The sequence below is a fragment of the Caldisalinibacter kiritimatiensis genome, from assembly GCF_000387765.1.
In the GTDB taxonomy this organism is placed as follows: Bacteria; Bacillota; Clostridia; order Tissierellales; family Caldisalinibacteraceae; genus Caldisalinibacter; species Caldisalinibacter kiritimatiensis.
In genome coordinates, this window is sequence record NZ_ARZA01000219.1 from 1 (window position 1) to 19,551 (window position 19,551).

At 30.4% G+C, this 19,551-nt stretch carries 14 protein-coding genes; all 14 read left to right on the forward strand.

Annotated elements, in window-relative coordinates; all coding sequences use genetic code 11:
• Positions 1–166: 166 nt before the first annotated feature.
• The gene (locus tag L21TH_RS09825; protein WP_006315112.1) at positions 167–2,197 is read left to right on the forward strand and encodes a urocanate hydratase; all 2,031 of its coding nucleotides are present in this window, start codon (positions 167–169) and stop codon (positions 2,195–2,197) included.
• Between the two features lie 181 nt (positions 2,198–2,378).
• Entirely contained in the window at positions 2,379–3,284 is a 906-nt protein-coding gene (ftcD, locus tag L21TH_RS09830; RefSeq protein ID WP_006315114.1) for a glutamate formimidoyltransferase, read from the forward strand.
• 23 nt (positions 3,285–3,307) lie between these two features.
• On the forward strand, positions 3,308–4,567 hold the full coding sequence (hutI, locus tag L21TH_RS09835) for an imidazolonepropionase (protein WP_006315116.1): 1,260 nt from the start codon (positions 3,308–3,310) through the stop codon (positions 4,565–4,567).
• Between the two features lie 32 nt (positions 4,568–4,599).
• The gene (locus L21TH_RS09840; protein WP_006315118.1) at positions 4,600–5,217 is read left to right on the forward strand and encodes a cyclodeaminase/cyclohydrolase family protein; all 618 of its coding nucleotides are present in this window, start codon (positions 4,600–4,602) and stop codon (positions 5,215–5,217) included.
• A 421-nt stretch (positions 5,218–5,638) separates the two neighbouring features.
• Positions 5,639–6,817, forward strand: a complete 1,179-nt coding sequence (locus tag L21TH_RS09845) for an acetyl-CoA C-acetyltransferase (protein WP_006315119.1) — start codon at positions 5,639–5,641, stop codon at positions 6,815–6,817.
• 152 nt (positions 6,818–6,969) lie between these two features.
• Complete coding sequence (locus L21TH_RS09850; RefSeq protein WP_006315121.1) at positions 6,970–7,386, forward strand: MaoC family dehydratase; 417 nt, start codon at positions 6,970–6,972, stop codon at positions 7,384–7,386.
• Positions 7,387–7,702: 316 nt separating this feature from the next.
• Positions 7,703–9,412, forward strand: coding sequence for a sigma-54-dependent Fis family transcriptional regulator (locus tag L21TH_RS09855; RefSeq protein ID WP_006315123.1), 1,710 nt, complete (start codon positions 7,703–7,705; stop codon positions 9,410–9,412).
• Between the two features lie 273 nt (positions 9,413–9,685).
• A complete protein-coding gene (locus L21TH_RS09860) occupies positions 9,686–11,242 on the forward strand; it encodes an acetyl-CoA--acetoacetyl-CoA transferase subunit alpha (RefSeq protein WP_006315125.1) in 1,557 nt (518 codons plus the stop codon).
• 122 nt (positions 11,243–11,364) lie between these two features.
• Positions 11,365–12,720: a GntP family permease gene (locus tag L21TH_RS09865; protein ID WP_006315127.1), complete on the forward strand. Its 1,356-nt coding sequence runs from the start codon at positions 11,365–11,367 to the stop codon at positions 12,718–12,720.
• Between the two features lie 158 nt (positions 12,721–12,878).
• Complete coding sequence (locus L21TH_RS09870) at positions 12,879–15,917, forward strand: AAA family ATPase (protein ID WP_006315129.1); 3,039 nt, start codon at positions 12,879–12,881, stop codon at positions 15,915–15,917.
• A gap of 156 nt (positions 15,918–16,073) precedes the next feature.
• On the forward strand, positions 16,074–16,208 hold the full coding sequence (locus tag L21TH_RS14095; protein WP_006315131.1) for a cyclic lactone autoinducer peptide: 135 nt from the start codon (positions 16,074–16,076) through the stop codon (positions 16,206–16,208).
• Positions 16,209–16,248: 40 nt separating this feature from the next.
• A complete protein-coding gene (locus L21TH_RS09875) occupies positions 16,249–17,607 on the forward strand; it encodes a sensor histidine kinase (RefSeq protein WP_006315133.1) in 1,359 nt (452 codons plus the stop codon).
• Positions 17,579–18,145, forward strand: a complete 567-nt coding sequence (locus L21TH_RS09880; RefSeq protein ID WP_006315135.1) for an accessory gene regulator ArgB-like protein — start codon at positions 17,579–17,581, stop codon at positions 18,143–18,145. Before L21TH_RS09875 ends, L21TH_RS09880 begins: the two co-directional genes overlap by 29 nt.
• A 343-nt stretch (positions 18,146–18,488) precedes the next feature.
• Positions 18,489–19,325: an aminotransferase class IV gene (locus tag L21TH_RS09885; protein WP_034429879.1), complete on the forward strand. Its 837-nt coding sequence runs from the start codon at positions 18,489–18,491 to the stop codon at positions 19,323–19,325.
• Positions 19,326–19,551: the final 226 nt, after the last annotated feature.

A 19,551-nucleotide genomic window follows, 5' to 3' on the forward strand; every position in this document is an offset into this window, starting at 1 on the left:
TACACTATATAAGAACAATTTAGACATAAAAAAATCAACCATAAGTCAAAAAAATAAAAATTAGTTTCTATGTTTACAAGCATGTTTTTGTTTATAAATTTCTCTTTTGACGTTTTTATGACGGTAGAGTTATATAATAATAAAAAACAATAAAGGGGAGTGGGACATGATTAGTAACTTGGATATTTCTAATGCTATGACAATAAAACTAGACCCAGAATTACCACCAATGCCTAAATTTGAAGAGGGCATAAGAAGAGCTCCAAAGAGGGAATTTACACTAACGAAAAAGGAAACAGAGATAGCACTTAAGAACGCATTGCGTTATGTACCGGAAGAGCTACATGAAGAATTAGCTCCAGAATTTTTAGAAGAACTTATGACTAGGGGGAGAATATACGGATACAGATTTAGACCTGAAGGACGAATAAAAGGAAAACCTATCCATGAATATAAGGGTAATTGTATTGAAGGAAAGGCAATACAAGTAATGATTGATAACAATTTAGACTTTGATGTTGCATTATATCCCTATGAGCTTGTTACATACGGAGAAACAGGACAGGTTTGTCAAAATTGGATGCAGTATAGATTAATAAAAAAATATTTAGAAGTATTAACTGATGAACAGACATTGGTTGTTGCTTCAGGACATCCCGTTGGTCTTTTTAAATCAAGACCTGAAAGTCCTAGAGTAATAATTACTAATGCTTTAATGGTAGGAATGTTTGACAATCAAGAGCAATGGATAAAAGCCCAAGCAATGGGAGTAGCAAACTATGGACAGATGACTGCTGGAGGATGGATGTATATTGGGCCACAGGGAATAGTCCATGGAACCTATAACACTATATTAAATGCAGGAAGATTAAAACTAGGTATATCAGAAGACGGAGATTTAAGGGAAAGATTATTTGTTAGCTCTGGTCTTGGAGGAATGAGTGGTGCTCAAGGTAAAGCAATTGAAATAGCTAATGGTGTTGGAATAATTGCAGAGGTTGATTATTCAAGGATACAAACTAGACTTGAACAGGGTTGGATAAGTAAAGTTTCTGATAATCTAGAAGAAGTATTTAAAATGGCTAAAGAATATAAGGAGAGAAATGAATCAATAGCTATAGCTTATTATGGTAATGTTGTGGATTTATTAGAATATGCAGTTAAGAATAATATACACATTGATTTATTATCAGACCAAACTTCTTGTCATGTACCTTATGATGGAGGATATTGTCCTCAAGGACTTACGTTTGAAGAGAGAACTGAGCTACTTAATAGGGATAAGGCTAAGTTTAAAAAATTAGTTAATGAATCTCTTAGAAAACATTTTGAGCTTATAAAGATTCTTGCTAATAGAGGAACTTACTTTTTTGACTATGGTAATAGCTTCATGAAGGCTGTATATGATGCAGGGGTTAAAGAAATATCTAAAAATGGTAAAGATGAAAGCGAAGGATTTATATTCCCATCATATGTTGAAGATATAATGGGGCCGATGTTATTTGACTATGGTTATGGACCATTTAGATGGGTGTGTTTAAGTGGTAAGCATGAAGACTTGATAAAAACAGATAAAGCTGCAATGGAATGTATAGACCCAGATAGAAGGGGACAAGACAGAGATAATTATGTATGGATAAGAGATGCAGAAAAGAACAATTTAGTAGTGGGAACCCAAGCAAGAATATTATATCAAGATGCTTTAGGAAGAATGAATATAGCTCTTAAGTTTAATGAAATGGTTAGAAATGGAGAAATAGGTCCAGTAATGATAGGTAGAGATCATCATGATACTGGAGGTACTGACTCACCATTTAGAGAGACTTCTAATATAAAAGATGGAAGTAATGTGATGGCAGATATGGCAACTCATTGTTTTGCAGGTAATATTTCTAGAGGTATGAGTATGGTTGCATTGCATAATGGTGGTGGCGTTGGCATAGGTAAAGCTATAAACGGAGGATTTGGATTAGTATTAGATGGTAGTGAAAGAGTTGATAATATTATTAAAACAGCTATTCCATGGGATGTTATGGGTGGTGTAGCAAGACGTGCATGGGCTAGAAATGAAAATTCTTTAGAGACTGGTATTGAGTATAACAAAATGAATGCGGGGACTGACCATATTACTTTACCATATATTGCAAACCATGACATGGTTAAGGAATTAGTGGAGAAAGCGTATAAAGAAATTTAACTTTATGTTGTCGATGGACGCTCTCGTCCATCGACTAAAACAATAACTTGAGGAACGTGGGCGTTCCTCAAGAACGGAAAGCTAGGATACAGCTCTTAGTATACAGTCTTTAGTTCATAGCAAGTTGTAAGCTAAGAGCTAAGAACTAAGAACCAAGAACTAAAAGAAAGGATGAGATAGAATGGCAAATGAAAAGAAGTTAGTTCAGTGTGTACCAAATTATAGTGAAGGTAGAAACTTAGAAAAGATAGACAAAATAGTAGCCCCTTATAGAGGGAAAGAGGGAGTAAAGCTTTTAGACTATAAAAGGGATGAAGACCATAATAGAGTTGTGGTAACTGTTGTTGGAGAGCCTGAAGCTGTAAAAAAAGCAGTAATAGAGTCTATGGGAGTAGCAATAGATGTTATAGATATGACAAAACATGAAGGACAGCATCCTAGAATGGGAGCAATAGATGTAGTTCCTTTTATCCCAATTAAAAACATAAGCATGACAGAGGCTATTGAATTATCAAAGGAAGTTGCTAAAGAGGCTTCAGAAAAATATAAATTACCAATATTTCTATATGAAAAGTCAGCGATAACACCACAAAGACAAAATCTATCAAAAATAAGAAAAGGACAATTTGAAGGAATGGCTGAAAAAATTAAAGAACCTGAATGGAAGCCTGATTTCGGTCCAGCAGAAATTCATCCTACAGCGGGGGTAACTGCAGTGGGTGCACGTATGCCACTAGTAGCCTTTAATGTAAATCTTGATACAGATAACTTAGATATAGCTAATCAAATTGCTAGAAGAGTAAGACATTCCAGTGGTGGATTAAGATTTTGTAAAGCTATTGGAGTGGAATTAAAGGATAGAGGAATAGTACAAGTTTCTATGAATATGACAGATTATACCAAGACAGCTCTTTATAGGTCATTTGAATTAATAAAGATAGAAGCAAGAAGATATGGGGTAAACGTAGTAGGAAGTGAGATAATTGGGCTTGTACCTATGGAAGCATTAATTGATACAGCAGTGTATTATTTAGGAGTAGAAGATTTCTCAATGGACCAAATACTTGAGAGTAGACTTATGGAGTGATTGAAAGCGTAAGGGGTGATAAGGTGAAGGGGAATTTAATAATAAAAAATGCATCAGAATTGGTTACTTGTAGTGGATTTAAAGCTAAGCAGGGTAAAGAAATGTCTGAGCTTAATATTATATACGATGGAGCAGTTGTAATTGAAGATGGAATAATAAAAGAAGTTGGCAAAACAGAAGATATTCTTTCTAAGATTGAGGAAAGTGAATATAAAGTTATAGATGCTACTGATAAAGCAGTTTTACCTGGCTTTGTTGATTCCCATACCCATTTTGTTTTTGGGGGTTATAGAGCAGAAGAGTTTTCATGGAGACTTCGTGGAGATAGCTATATGGAAATAATGAAGCGTGGTGGAGGTATAGTAAATACAGTAGAAGCAACTAGAAAAGCAACTAAAAATGAATTATTAAGAGAGGGTAAAAAAAGACTAGATTCTATGCTTTCCTTTGGAGTAACTACGGTTGAAGGAAAAAGTGGATACGGTCTAGATTTTGAAACAGAAATTAAGCAATTAGAGGTAATGAATGAACTAGATAAAATTCATCACGTTGATATAGTAAAGACCTTTCTTGGAGCCCATGCAATACCTAAGGAATACAAAGGCAAAGAAGATGAATTTATTGATTATATGATAAACGAAGTAATGCCTGAAGTAGCTGAAAATGAACTTGCAGAGTTTTGTGATATCTTTTGCGAAAAAAATGTATTTTCCATTGAACAATCAAGAAGACTTCTATCGGAAGCTAAAAAATTAGGATTAAAATTAAAAATTCATGCAGATGAAATAGTACAATTAGGTGGCGCAGAACTTGCTTGTGAACTTGGAGCTATATCAGCAGACCACTTACTTAGAGTTTCTGATAATGGAGTAAAGAAGATGGCTGAAACAGGAGTGGTTGCTACACTTCTACCAGGCACGGCATTTAGCTTGAAGGAGTCTTATGCACGAGCAAGATATATGATTGACAACAACTGTGCAGTAGCATTAGCTACCGATTTAAATCCTGGTAGTTGTTTCACAGAGTCTATACCTTTAATATTTGCATTAGCAACTCTTTATATGGAAATGACACCAGAGGAAGCAGTTACAGCCTTTACTATTAATGGGGCAGCTGCTATTGATAGAGCAGATGAAATAGGTAGTATAGATGTGAGTAAAAAAGGAGATTTAGTGATATTAGAATATCCATCATATAAATATATCCCATATCATATAGGGGTAAATACTGTAGAAAAGGTAGTAAAAAACGGTAGATTAGTTTATGAGAAAAAACGTAATTAAAATAAAAAGAATAACATAAGAGAGGTGATAATATGTTATCTGATATGAGTATAAAAGAGTTTTTAAATAAAACAGCATCTAGCTCTCCTGTACCAGGGGGAGGAAGTGTTGCAGCATTAAGTGCTTCAATATCTGCAGCATTATCTGAAATGGTAGCTAACTTAACCATAGGAAAGAAAAAATATGAAAATGTAGAAGATGAGATGAAAGAATTGACTAAATCCTTTTCTCAATTGAGAGATAAATTTATGCATAATATAGATAAAGATGCAGATGCATTCGATAGAGTAATGAGAGCATTTAAATTACCTAAAGACACTGAAGAAGAAAAGAAAATAAGAAAAGTAGAAATTCAGGAAGCATTTAAAGAAGCCGCTTTAGTTCCTTTAGATGTGGCCAAAGAAGCATTTGAAATGATGCCTAATATATTAGAAATAATTAAAAAGGGCAATAAAAATGCTGTCACAGATGGAGCTGTTAGTGCAATGTTAGCAAGAACAGCAGTATTATCAGCACTTTATAATGTAAAAATCAATTTAGGCTCAATAAAAGACGAAGAGTTTGTTGAGAAGGTTAATAAGGAAGTAAAGGAATTAGAAGATAAAGTAGTAGAAATGGAAAAAGAAATACTTAAAGAGGCTAAGTTATAATAAAAGTGTAAAAAAATAATACATGTAAAAGTATTGGACACAATATAATCCTTTATATATACATGAAAAGAGCAAAATATATAATAATATGTAAATAAATTGAACAAAACAATTAAGTTTCTTTAAAGATGAGATGTTTATAAAAAAGAGTTGAGAAAACATTATAAAATTTCTCAACTCTCTTTTAATATTGATATATTGACATATTAAAGCTATATAGCTATATTAAACTAATTAAATTATATAGGATAAAATATAAATTGGTATATTTATTGCATTTAAATCAAATGAAAACCTTTTACTATACAGAAAATAATATTTCTTTTAATCTGTATGATATATGTGATATATAAAACTAGACTTATTACATTTTTAGCAATATACTTATGATAAGTAAAAAATTAAGAGGGGGTTAATAAAAATGAGAGAAGTGGTTATAGTAGGGGCAGCAAGAACTCCTATAGGAACATTTGGTGGGAGTTTAGCCAAGATGTCAGCAGTAGACTTAGGTGTAGTTGCAGCTAAGGAAGCTATCAAAAGAGCTAATATAAAGGAAGAAGACGTAGATGAAGTGATAATAGGTAATGTATTATCAGCAGGACAAGGACAAAATCCAGCAAGACAAATAGCTTTAGGAGCAGGTTTACCAGAGACTACTCCAGCAATGACTATCAATAAAGTATGTGGTTCTGGTCTTAAGTCAGTTATCTTGGCAGCTCAAGCAATAATGTTAGGAGATGCAGATGTAGTTTTAGCTGGTGGAACAGAAAGTATGAGTAATGCTCCATATCTTTTAGATAAAGCAAGATGGGGGCAGAGAATGGGTGACGGTAAATTAGTTGATTCAATGATAAAAGACGGATTATGGGATGTATTTAATGACTATCACATGGGTATAACTGCAGAAAACATAGCAGAACAGTGGAATATATCAAGAGAAGACCAAGATAAGTTTGCACTTGTGAGTCAGCAAAGAGCTGAAAAAGCTATTAAAGAGGGTAGATTTAAAGATGAAATAGTACCAGTTGAAGTACCACAAAGAAAAGGAGAACCAATTGTTGTAGATACTGATGAGCATCCAAGATTCGGAACAACTATGGAGAAACTTGCTAAGCTTAGACCAGCATTTAAAAAAGATGGTACAGTAACAGCAGGTAATGCTTCAGGTATAAATGATGGTTCAGCTATTTTAGTGTTAATGTCAAAAGAAAAAGCAGAAGAATTAGGAGTTAAACCATTAGTAACTATTAAATCATATGCGTCAGCAGCATTAGACCCAAGTATAATGGGATATGGACCTGTACCTTCTACTAAAAAAGCATTACAAAAAGTAGATATGAAAGTAGAAGATTTAGATTTAATTGAAGCAAATGAAGCCTTTGCAGCTCAGTCATTAGCAGTTGTAAGGGATTTAGGATTAGATACAGAAAAAGTAAATGTAAATGGTGGTGCTATAGCTCTTGGTCATCCTATAGGGGCTTCAGGAGCAAGAATTTTAGTTACATTAATATACGAAATGCTAAAAAGAGATAGCAAAACTGGTCTTGCCACACTTTGTATAGGTGGAGGGCAAGGTACAGCTGTTGTTGTAGAGAGATAAAATTAGATATAGTCAATAAAAGAAAGAGTTTATTTACTGAGCTGGCGACCTAAAGGAAGTGGCGGCAGACTCAGTAAAGCTCTTTATTTTACAATAAGTTTGTTAAGTTAAAAACTTATCAAACTCAAAAATAAAAATAGGGGGTATATATAATGAAAGGATTAACTATTAAAGAATTAAATGTAGGTGATAAAGCATCATTTCAAAAAACAATAACAGAAACAGATGTTTACTTATATGCAGGTATTACTGGAGATTTAAATCCAGCACACATTAACCAAGAGGTTTCTGAAAAAACTATGTTTAAAGGTAGAATTGCACATGGTATGCTAACAGCAGGATTAATTTCAGCAGTGTTAGGAATGAAATTACCTGGACCAGGAACAATTTATTTAGGTCAAGAGCTTAAGTTTACAGCTCCAGTAAGATTTGGAGATACAATTAAAGCAGAAGTTGAAGTAATTGAAAAGAATGAAGAAAAGAACAGAATTAAATTAAATACAGTTTGCACAAACCAAAATGGAGATGTAGTTTTAAAAGGTGTTGCTACAGTAATGCCTCCTAAATAATGAAGTAATACATATACAACACAACATTTAGGTTAAGCTAAAATATTATTCTGTAATATTTGAAGTAGGGGAGATTCAGTACTCTCCTACTTTTTTGTTATCTAAAAAGTTTTATTGTAGACAAAAATATTGTATAAAACTTGTGACAAAATTCGAAAAAATGATACAATATTTTTTAATGAAGAGTACATTTTTACGTTCTTGTAATTACATATTAACGGATGTTATAATTAACCATAGAAGTTGTTAACAAATTATCAAACTAATCATTTGTATAAACTTTTAGTACATTATTAATGGATAGTGAGGGAGTAATATGAATTTAATACAAAAAAGTTTTAAAACACTTATAAACAATATTAATGAAGCACTCATAGGTATTGATAAAAAAGGCCGAATAATAGTTATGAACAATAAAGCTAAAAAGCTACTAGAAATAAACGAAGAGTGTATGGGACAATGCATTAGAGATGTTGTAGACAAGAGTAGATTATTAAGGGTTATAGAAACTGGAAAAAAGGAGTTACATGAGAAGATAACTGTGAATGGAAAAGAGTTTATAGTAAACAGAGTCCCTGTTAAAGTAGCTGATAAGGTTGAAGGAGCTTTTGCAGTATTTTATGACATAACAGAGTATAATAAATTAAAGCGAGAATTACATGAAGACAAAGATTATATTGACATTTTAGATACAATTATAAATGCATTTGATGAGTGGATTGTGGTAGTTGATGAAAAAGGCTACATTACGATGATGAGTGATGCATATAAGGAATTTTTAAATGAAAAAAAACCAGAAGGTAAGCATGTTACAGAAGTTATAGAGAATACAAGAATGCATATTGTGGCTAAAACCGGAGTAAAAGAGATAGGTGGGGTACAAGAGATAAAGGGCAATAAAATGATACCTATGAGAATACCTATAAAGAAAAATGGTAAAGTTGTTGGTTCGGTTGGTAAAGTAATGTTTAAAGACATTTCAGATTTTTACTCCTTAAGTAGAAAAATTACTAACTTAGAAAAAGAAATTCAGTATTATAAAAGTGAATTAAATAAAGAAAGGCAAGCAAAATATTCCTTTGATAGTATTGTTGGTAACTCTTCTAAAATTAGACAAATAAAAGAAGTGGCTAAGAAGGCAGCGTTAACTGATTCTAATATTTTGATATATGGTGAAAGTGGGACAGGTAAAGAGCTATTTGCACATGCGATTCATAATGCAAGCAAAAGATGCTCAGGTCCTTTTGTAAAGATTAATTGTGCAGCAATACCGGCTGATTTACTAGAATCAGAATTGTTTGGTTATGAAGAAGGAGCATTTACAGGAGCGAAAAAAGGCGGTAAAAAAGGTAAGTTTGAATTGGCCGATGGAGGTACTATACTGTTAGACGAAATAGGTGATATGCCTTTACACATGCAAGCGAAGCTTTTAAGGGTTCTACAAGAAAGAGAAGTTGAGAGGGTAGGAGGTAACGTAGTTAGAAAAGTAAATGTAAGAATTATTGCATCAACAAATAAAAGGCTTGAGGAAAGCGTTAAGAACGGAGAATTTAGAGAAGACCTTTATTATAGACTTAATGTTATAAAACTAACAATACCTTCTTTAAGGGAAAGAAAAGAGGATATACCAGATTTAGCTAAGGCATTAAGGAAAAAAATAGCCAAAAGACTAGGAATGTATGTAGAGGGGATTTCAAAAGAAGCTATTGATTATCTTATGACTTATGATTGGCCTGGCAATATTAGGGAGCTTGAAAATGTAATTGAAAGAGCTATAAATTTACTTGATTCTGATTTAGTAATAAAACCAGAGCATTTACCAACAAGGCTTACCAGTAACAAGTTAAAGAAATATAAATTAAAGAGTAGATACTTAAAAGAAATTATTGAAGAGGTAGAAAAAGAAGTAATATCAGAGTGCTTAAAAGAATGTGGAGGTAATAAGAATAAAGCATCTAAGATATTAGGTATAAGTAGAGCAGGGCTATATAATAAGATAAAGCAATACAATTTAGAAGATGAATAAAAAATATACATGTAAATTTAATTTACATCGCTGTAAAATAACATAATAGCTTGAGTATAGTTAGAAAACCGACAACATGTAAAATGTTTTTACATGCTGTCGATTTTTTTATAAACAATAGCTGTAAATTCAGATTTTTAAGACAACTTTGAATTACAGTAGCTATGGGAACTTTGAAAAAAAATTAACAAACTTAAACTTTAAATGAAAATTTGGCATGGTAATTGCTACATATATATAATGTAATTAAAAAATTAAAAGGGAGGTAAAAAAATGAGAGTTAAAGTACTTAAAGCAGAAGAAGCAGTAAAAATGATACAAGATAATTCAACAGTTGCCACAGGAGGTTTCGTTGGGATTGGAGTTCCTGAAGAAGTTGAATTGGCTTTAGAAAAACGCTTTCTAGAGGAAAAAAGTCCAAAGGATTTAACATTAGTTTATGCAGCGGGACAAGGAGATGGAAGAGATAGAGGATTAAATCGCTTTGGACATGAAGGACTAGTGAAAAGAGTAATAGGTGGACACTGGGGATTAGTACCTAAACTACAAAAACTAGCATTAGATAATAAAATAGAAGCTTATAACCTTCCACAGGGTGTAATTTCTCATATGTTTAGAGACATAGCAGCAGGAAAACCAGGAACATTGACTCATGTAGGATTAAAAACTTTTGTTGACCCTAGACTTGAGGGTGGAAAAATTAATGATATAACAAAGGAAGATATAGTAAGAGTTATGGAAATTGACGATGAAGAGTACTTATTTTATAAAACATTCCCAATAGATGTAGCTTTATTAAGAGGAACATATGCAGATGAAAATGGAAATATTACTATGGAAGAGGAAGCTGTATCATTAGAAGCTCTTTCTATAGCAGCGGCATGTAAAAATTCTGGAGGTAAAGTAATCGTACAAGTTAAGAAAATAGTAAAAGCAGGTTCATTAGATCCTAAATTAGTTAAAATACCAGGAATATATGTAGATGCTGTAGTAGTAGCTGAAGAAGAGGAAAATCATATGCAAACATATGAACATTACTATAATTCAGCTTTTTCAGGAAATACATTAGTACCTGTTGATTCAATAGAAAAATACCCACTTAACCCTAGAAAGATTATTGCTAGAAGAGCAGCTATGGAATTAAAGTCAGGTGCAGTAGTTAACCTTGGTATAGGAGTACCAGAAGTAATAGCTATGGTTGCTAATGAAGAAGGACAAGGAGATAAAATGGTATTAACAGTTGAGTCTGGTCCTGTAGGAGGAGTTCCAGCTGGAGGATTAAGCTTCGGAGCTTCATCAAATCCAGAAGCAATATTAGACCAACCATATCAGTTTGACTTCTATGATGGTGGAGGATTAGATTTAGCATTCTTAGGATTAGCTCAATGTGATAAGAAAGGTAATATTAACGTATCAAAATTCGGTCCAAAGATAGCTGGATGTGGTGGATTTATTAATATTACACAAAACGCTAAAAAAGTTGTTTACTGTGGTACATTTACAGCTGGAGGATTAAAAGTAGAAGCTAAAGATGGTAAATTAGAAATATTAAATGAAGGTAAGGTTAAGAAATTTGTAGAGGAAGTAGAGCAAGTTACTTTCAGTGGAGAATATGCAGTAGAAACAAATACACCTATTCTATACATCACTGAAAGAGCTGTATTTGAATTATCAGAAGTAGGACTAGTTCTTAAGGAAATAGCTCCAGGAGTAGACCTACAAAAGGATATATTAGCCCAAATGGGATTCGAACCTATTATATCTGGAGACTTAAAAGAAATGGATTCAAGTATTTTTACAGACGAGTCTATGAACTTAGAAATAGCTTAATTAATTGTTGAGGGACTATAAGTCCCTCAACAATAAAAAAGTAAGATATGCATCAAAAACTCTAAAACTAAATGTTTTAGAGATATAAAATAAATCAAACAAAAACTAGAGGAGGTAAAGTAATGTTAGGAGTTATTGCTATTATTTTAACTTTAGCAGGACTTATGTATTTTGCCTATAGAGGCGTAACAGTACTTGTATTAGCACCAATTTTGGCAATGATTGCAGTTTTAGTATCAGGAGAATTGCCACCACTTCATGCATTATCTGAGGTATTTATGCCAGCAGCGACAAGTTATATTTCTAAATATTTCCCTGTTTTCTTAGCTGGAGCGATATTCGGTAAGCTTATGGGGGTAACAGGAGCTGCTACTGCTATAGCTGATTTTATTGCTGAAAAATTTGGTGAAAAAAGAGCTATAACAGCAGTTGTAGTTGCAACAGCATTATTAACTTATGGTGGAGTTTCTTTATTCGTTGTTGTTTTTGCAATGTATCCAATTGGAGCTACATTGTTTAGAAGAGCAAATGTACCTAAGAGATTATTACCAGGTGCTATTGCATTAGGTGCATTTACATTCACAATGACAGCCCTTCCAGGGTCACCACAATATCTAAATACAATGCCTACTGTTTATTTTGGAACAGATATTTATGCAGCACCAGTTTTAGGTATACTTGCTGCAGCGATTATGTTCTTCGGAGGTAATTACTATCTTAACTATAGAGCTAAGAAGTTAATGGAAAATGGTGAAGGATACGGAGACCATCCAAATGAAAACTTACATGAGTTAGATGATAATATTCCAAGTTTTGGTTTAGCTATTACTCCAATATTAATCGTGTTTGTAATAAATACTGTACTTACAAAATGGTATTTCAAAATGCCATCAGTTGTAGAAAAATATGAAGCAGCTGGTGGAGCAGTAAATGGTACATGGCCAGTTATATTAGGTCTTGGTATTGCAGTAGTTTTCATACTTATAACTATGAGAAAGTTCATACCTAATAGTAATAAAACAGTATTCGATGGTGCAGTAGGAGCACTTCTTCCTATATTCAACACAGCATCAGAGGTTGGATACGGTGGAGTAATCAAATCATTAGCAGCATTTACAACAGTAAAAATGGGAATAGTTTCTTTAGGAATTCCTTCAGTATTTAAAGTAGGAATCTCAACTACACTACTTGCAGGTATCGTTGGTTCTTCTTCAGGTGGTACAGCTATAGCTTTAGATGTTTTATCAAAAGAATTTTTGTCAATGGGACTAGCACCAGAAGCGCTACACAGAATTATGTTAGTTGCAGCGGGTGGTTTAGACTCATTACCACACTGTGGAGCAGTAATTACATTACTAGCAGTTTGTCAGCTTACTCATAAAGAAAGTTATAAAGATATAGCTTTCAATACAATTGTATTACCTATAGCGGCTTCATTCTTTATTTCACTATTCTATCTAGTAACAGGTATTTATTAAGATATAGTGTAATATAATGGGAAAACGAAACCACCTTTTGATAAAATAAATATCAAAAGGTGGCTTTAATTTTTAAAATAAATAAAATACAAAAATTAGAAGGGAAAATCGAATATATGTAGAATATGGTAATTAGAATAAAGATAGTGAGTGATATTATGGATTATATTCAAATTAAAATGTTGGGTACTCCTGAAGTTATAAAAAATAATAAAAAAATTTTATTTCCTTTTAAAAAAGCAGAAGCTTTATTCTATTATTTAATAATTGAAAAACAGGCTACTAGAGAAGAATTAGTTGAGTTATTGTGGGGTAATACAACAGAAACAGCAGGTAGGAAGAATTTAAGGAATGCAATGTATCAAATAAGAAAAACCTTAGATACAAATATAATTATTTCACCAAAGCGAAGAATAGTTAAGCTTAATCCTGATATATCTTTAGAAATAAATTTAGATTTTATTAATGATAATTATAATGAGTTAGGAGAATTTCTACAGGGATTTACGATTGATAAAGCACCCAAATTTGAAGAATGGATGTTAAATAAAAAAGAGTACTATAAAAGTTTATATATTAAAAAGATACATAATAATATGAAACAAAGTTTACAAAATAAAAAATTTGATGATGTAGAAAAATGTGCTAAGTTATTAATTAATTTAGATGAATTTAATGAAGAAGCGTATAGAGCGTTAATGCAGGTCTATAAAAATAAGGGATTATTGAATAAGTCTATATTAATTTATAATAAATTAACAGAAGTTCTTCAAAGGGAATTAGGAGTTAGTCCAGAGTTAAAGACGAGAAAGCTTTATAATGATATATTATATACTCGAAATAATAGTTATAAATTAGATAATGAAGATTTTTTTTATGGAAGGCATAAAGAATTGTATTTGCTTGAGGAAAACTATAATAATTTTATTAATGATATAGACTTCAAATCTGTAATAATATACGGAGAAGCAGGGATTGGTAAGACAAAATTAAGTGATAAGTTTTTAGATACAGTTAATAGAGAAAATGTGTATATATTACAGACAGCTTGTTATCAAGCAGAAAGAGAATATATATTAAAGCCGTGGCATAGTATAGTTTCAAAATTGAGGAATATTATCAAAAACGAAAATGTAACCATACCATATTCTTGGAAAAAAATAATTTGTTGTATATTTCCAGGTTTTATTTCAGAGAGAGAAGAAATAGAGATTAACCCAATAGAAAATATAGATACACTAAAGTATCAAATTGTAGAAGATACTATGATAGAATTATTAAAAACAATTAGTAAAAACAAAAAGATAATCTTAAGTTTCGATGATTTACAATGGATTGATGATATGAGTCTATCATTATTAAGACGAGTTGTATTGCAAGAAAAGAGCAAAAACATTATTTTTATAGGAACTTGTCGAAATATAAATAATCAAAAAATAAATACATTTATTTCGTCAGCTTTAAAGGATAATAAGTTACTCAAAATAACACTCAATAGGTTTAATAAAACAGAGGTTATGGATTTTATAGATAATGCCTTACCAAATAAAAAATTAGATATAAGATTAAAAGAAAAGGTTTACAAAGAAACAGAAGGCAATACATTCTTTCTAGTAGAATTTCTGAATAGTATTAAGGAAAAAGGCAATGTAGATTTTATGACATTGAAAATGCAGGATATACTAAAAAGTAGATTTGCTGACATAAGTCAGGAAGGAAAGAATCTTTTGCATATAATATCTTTATTTTTTGACGAAGCTAATCTTAAAATTTTAATAGAGGCTACTGGAAAAAGAGAAATTGAAATAATAAATCAAATAGAAGAACTAAAAAATAAGTTTATAATAAAAGAAGAAATTAATAATTCTCAAATAGCTTATAGATTTACACATCAAAAGTTGAGAGAGTTTGTTTATTTACAACAGCCCATTGCTAAAAGAGTTGTTTTTCATAATAAGATAGCTACAATACTGGAAAAAGGATTAGAAGGTAGCAAAAGAGATGTGTCGTTATATTCTAAACTAATATATCATTTTTCAAAAGCAGGAAATAGATTAAAAGAATTACAATATACTATTGAAAATACAAATGTATATTTAGATTTTGCTCACGAATTATTTCCTGTATTAAATAGCAATTATAAAAAAACAACAGAATTGTATATAGACAACGATAAGGCAAAGAAATATTTAAATAATATTGAATTAATGTTAAAACAGATAAAAAATGAGGAATATAGATTTGATAAAGTAGCTAGATTCGAGATAGCTTATTTATATATGAAAGGTAGATACTTAATTAGACAAGGTGAATATGAAGAAGGAATTAAGTTTATAGAAAATGTTATAAAATATGCTAAAAAAATTAATGAGTATAAATATATTTTAAAAGGACATAAACAGATAATTTATTACAGTATACAAGTACATGACATTGAATTGATGGACAAGCACGTAAAGTTAGGTCTTAAAGTAGCTAATGACTATGGATATGAGGATGAAAAAGGCATATTATTAAGGCTAAAGGGTTTAAATAAGATGATGACAGGAGAATATGATGAAGCATTAAGCTTATTTAAAGATTCTATAGATGTATTAAGTAAATTAGACTTATTATATAACAAATATTCATTAAATATTGCTGCTTCATATAACTATATAGGAGAAATCAAACGATTAAATATTGAATTTTCAAATGCCTTAGAGTATTATGATAAAGCTATTAAAATATGTGAAGATAATGAAGTTTTAAAGGGAACAGGTATATTTAATATCAATGCTGGTCAAGGAGCTTTTGAAATGGGGGATTACTATAGAGCTAAAATGTATTTTAAAAAGGCTCTAAAAGTATATGAAAAGTTTGGACTTAGTTGGGGGCGTTGTATAGGTGAAGGATATATGGCGTTATTATTGTGTAAAGAAGGATTTTATTCAGATGCATTGAAATCTTTAAAAAGAGCAGATAAATATGCCAGAAAGTTAAAAAGCCCTTATGAGTTAGGAATTGTTTACAGAATTAAGGCAGAATTAAGATTAATTATGAAACGCAACGATAAAATGTCAGAAATTTTCGAACACTATTTAGTATTATCCGTGGCAGAGTATTGTGACAGAGGTATTAAACTACTTAAAAAAGTAAGAGAAAGCTATGAGGTTAATATTTTAAAGGTTCTAAAAAAGGCTGGAGAAGAAGGTTAGAAATATGAAATGTTACATATACATAAAGAAGAAAAAATGATAAAATTATTCATGGGGATAATTGTAAAATATGTTAACCAAAGTTTACTTTTGACATACAAGTGTTAAAAGTAAATATCAAAAGTAGTTTAAAAGAAAGGGGTTGAGGGGAAAATGTTGAAAAAAATAATTAGAAAAAACGTATTACATTTCCTAGGGATAATCTCTATAGTTGTAGCTAATACTGCAGCGTCATCTACTACAATGTGGTTTTTTAACCAAGTAAAATGTCCAAAAGAATTACTCAAATAAGGGATTTATTGTCCCTTATTTGAGAAAAGGGGTGGCAGGAATGATTGACTATAACTTAATAACTGAGGTTTTATTTTCTATATTAGAATCAATGAACATATTAATTATATATTTACTTTTAACTAATAGAAAGGATTTTATAAACAAAAACAAACTTAGAATTACTTTGTTTATATTGTGCTATGCTATATTTACATTTTGGATAGCATCCAGTATGCCTACGGGATATCATACTATTGTTATTGTAGTGTTTAGTATATTGATATTATCTTTTATTACTAATTCTCCATTATTTGTTTCTCTTATTTCTGTAATAATATCGTCTATTTACATACTTATTATTGAATTAATAGTTGTTTTAGTGGCAACTTTATTCTTAAATCTTAGTGTTAATAAGATAATGGATATTCCAACAGTGAGATTAAGTTTAGCTTCAATATCTAAAGTACTAGAACTATCAATAGCTGTATTAATATATAAAAAGAGACAGTCTCCTTTAATAAAAAGGTTTTCAACTCATTATAGAACTACAGCTGTTTATCATTCATTATTAGGTGCATTTTTTATGGGGACATTTATATTTAGTTTGAATTATATAGTGAATAGTAAAACAGATATATTTTTATATGAAATTTTATTATTTATTTTATTTATTATATACTTAGCATTAGGAATCTTAGACCAAATAGAGAGAATTAAGCTAATAAAGATTGAAAAAAAGTTTAATTTGCAAAAAGAATATGTAAACAATCTTGAAACTATAGTAAACATTATAAGAAGAGAAAAACATGATTTTGCTAATCATATTAATACAATTTATGCTATGTGCATGATAAACAAACCTAATACAGTGGAAAGAATAAAAAAATATTTAGAAAAATTATCTGTAAATTTAAAGGGTTCCTATCACTTTTATAGTACAGGGAATGATTATATCGATGGATTATTAGCCGTAAAAAGCAATTATGCCTTTGAAAATAATATTAATTTTGAAGTGGACTTCGAACAACCCTTAACATGTATATCGATAAGTGATAATGACCTGATTAGTATAATAAGTAATATTATAGATAATGCCTTTGAAGTATTAATTCACAAGCCTGATGACAGAGTAGTTTCTATAAGTACATATATTGAAAATCAAGAATTTTACTTATCTATTGCTAATAATGGAGAAAAGATACCTAAAGAGCTTTTATCTAAGATTTTTCAGGATGGATTTTCAACTAAAAAAAGCAATAAAGAAGATCATGGATTTGGACTATATATAGTAAAAAAGCTAGTTTCTAAGAATAGTGGAGAGATTACTGTATCTAGTAATGAGAATGAAACCGAATTCTTAATTAAATTTAAAGTCAGGAGTTTAGAGTATGAGGAAGCTAGCACAGAATATAGCTGATGCTATCAAACAAAATGATTCAAATCTAACAGAACTGCAAATGAAAAAAATAAGATTTGGAATGGAATGTCTTTTAAATGAGCTTTCTAAATTTCTAATATATTTATCAGTATTTACGGTATTTGGAGTAGTAAAGCAATATTTTGTGTCAGTAATATTCTTTGGACTATTAAGAGGGATAACAGGAGGATATCATGAAGATACTTATTGGAAATGTTTTAGGACTACTTTCATACTTTTTATTATTATAATTTTTATAGGAACAAAATTTAGTTTTAACTTTCAAGTAAGTGTTTTATTGATTTTAATTTCATTAATTATATCATACATATATGCACCAGTTGACCATCCAAATAAGCCTATCATAAGTAAAAAAAGAAGGATAGCTTTAAAATATTTTTCAATGATTATAATTATTACTTTAGGGGGTATAAGTTTCTTATTACATAATTCTTTAAGAAATGTAGCTCAATTAGCAATTTTTTTCGATTCATTGATGATAGTGGCTGGGTATTATAAAAATAAAAGTTTAAAATAAAGGTATTATAAGCTCCTGAATATATAATGAAGCTTTTTTATTCTATAGGAAAGTATAACTCATTGAATTGCTGGAACATGGATAAATACTGAACTAAGTAGTACAGAAAATTTTCTAAGAGAATAAAAAATAGGGATTGTAGGGGACAGGGTCCCCTGCCGTTTTAAGAGGGGTGCTCAGGATGTTAAATATCCGCCGAAGGGGAACTAGGTTCCCCTAGCGGAGCGAGCTATGCTCGCTTTTTTAAACCCTTTTATTATTGGGGGATGTTTGTATATACTATATATGTAAGTTAAATATTAGCATCATAAGAAAAATGAGTTTGATGAAAGGAGCAAAAAAATTGAAAAATGAAGCTATTTTAGATTATTACATTTTAAATGGAGATGTATATTCTACGGATAATATGGACATATTTAATCAAATTGGATTTCCCTCTATATATGAAGTAATAAGGGTAATTGATGGTATACCCCTATACTTTGAAGACCACATATATAGAATGAGAAAATCAGCTGAGCTTTTAGGATATGAAATATTCAAATCAAATGAAGAAATAATAAATCAAATATCAAGACTTATAAAGGTGAATAATTCACCAAATTTAAATATAAAGTTACTATGTAGTAATTTAACTGAAAAGAATCAAATTATTTTAGTATATTTTATTGAAAGTCATTATCCTACAAAACAAATGTATAATAGAGGAATACATACTATTTTATTTAATAGTGAAAGGAAAAATCCTAATGCTAAAGTTGTAAATACGTCCTTTAGAGAAAAGGTCAATGAAAAAATAAAAGCAGAAAAAGCATATGAAGCTATACTAGTAAACAGTGCAGGATATATTACCGAGGGAAGTAGGTCAAATATCTTTTTTGTAAAGGATAATAGTGTTTATACAGCACCAGCAGGAGATGTATTATTGGGAGTTACAAGAAAACGTATAGTTGCCTTATGTAAGAATGTAGGTATAAATGTAGTAGAAAAAAATGTGCATGTGGATAATTTAGATGAAATCGATGGATTATTTATGACAGGAACTTCAGTAAATGTGTTACCTATAACGACTATAGATAATAAAAAGTATGACTCGGTAAATAATGAAATAATAAAAAGAATTGGTGAAGAATATTTACAGGATGTTAGAGGATATATTAATTTAAAAAAGAAAAAGTAAATATTAAAGTCTAAATATAAGGTGGTATGAATTTGATTTGTTAAATAAGGATTTTTACTACGTACATTATAAAAAAAATAAAAAAAAGATTTAGAAAGTTCTTGCTTTATATAAAGAGCAATGATATAATTAAGTTACTGAAATCAATTGGAAATATAAAAAATTTTTATAGATAGTTGCAAAATACAAAATTAAACTTATCCACAGAAAATTAGTAAAAAAAATA